The organism is Pseudomonas sp. AC463, assembly GCF_979253585.1.
Map to the genome: position 1 here is coordinate 1 of NZ_CEEDDZ010000302.1, position 336 is coordinate 336.

Annotated in this window: 1 protein-coding gene; it reads right to left on the bottom strand. The window is 72.9% G+C overall.

The annotated features are described in order from the left end of the window. Nucleotides 1–336: hypothetical protein (locus AC0IYH_RS30250; protein WP_471837820.1), on the bottom strand; the 336-nt coding region annotated here is incomplete at both ends.

Sequence of the window (336 nt, forward strand, 5' to 3'; positions counted from 1 at the left end):
CGAGCACCTGTCCCGACACCGACAGCGCGTCGGGTTCGGTCTCGGTCACGCGCACCGGCACCGGCGGGCGATCGCGGCCGGCCAGCACGCGTTCGGTGTTGTTGCGCGGCGAGCCCGATACCGTCGGGGCGGGGCGCGCCCTGTCCTGCGCGAAGAAGGCGACGCGGTCGGCGGCGAACCGCTTAGCGCCGTCCATCTTGCTTTCGATCTGCCGGACATAGCCGGGCGCGTCGTCTGACAGCGACGCCGCCTGCATCCCGACCAGCGTCCCGATCCCGCCGACGAGCCCGAGAGCGACCAGCACCGCGACCATCACCGCCAGCCCGCGCGGCAGTT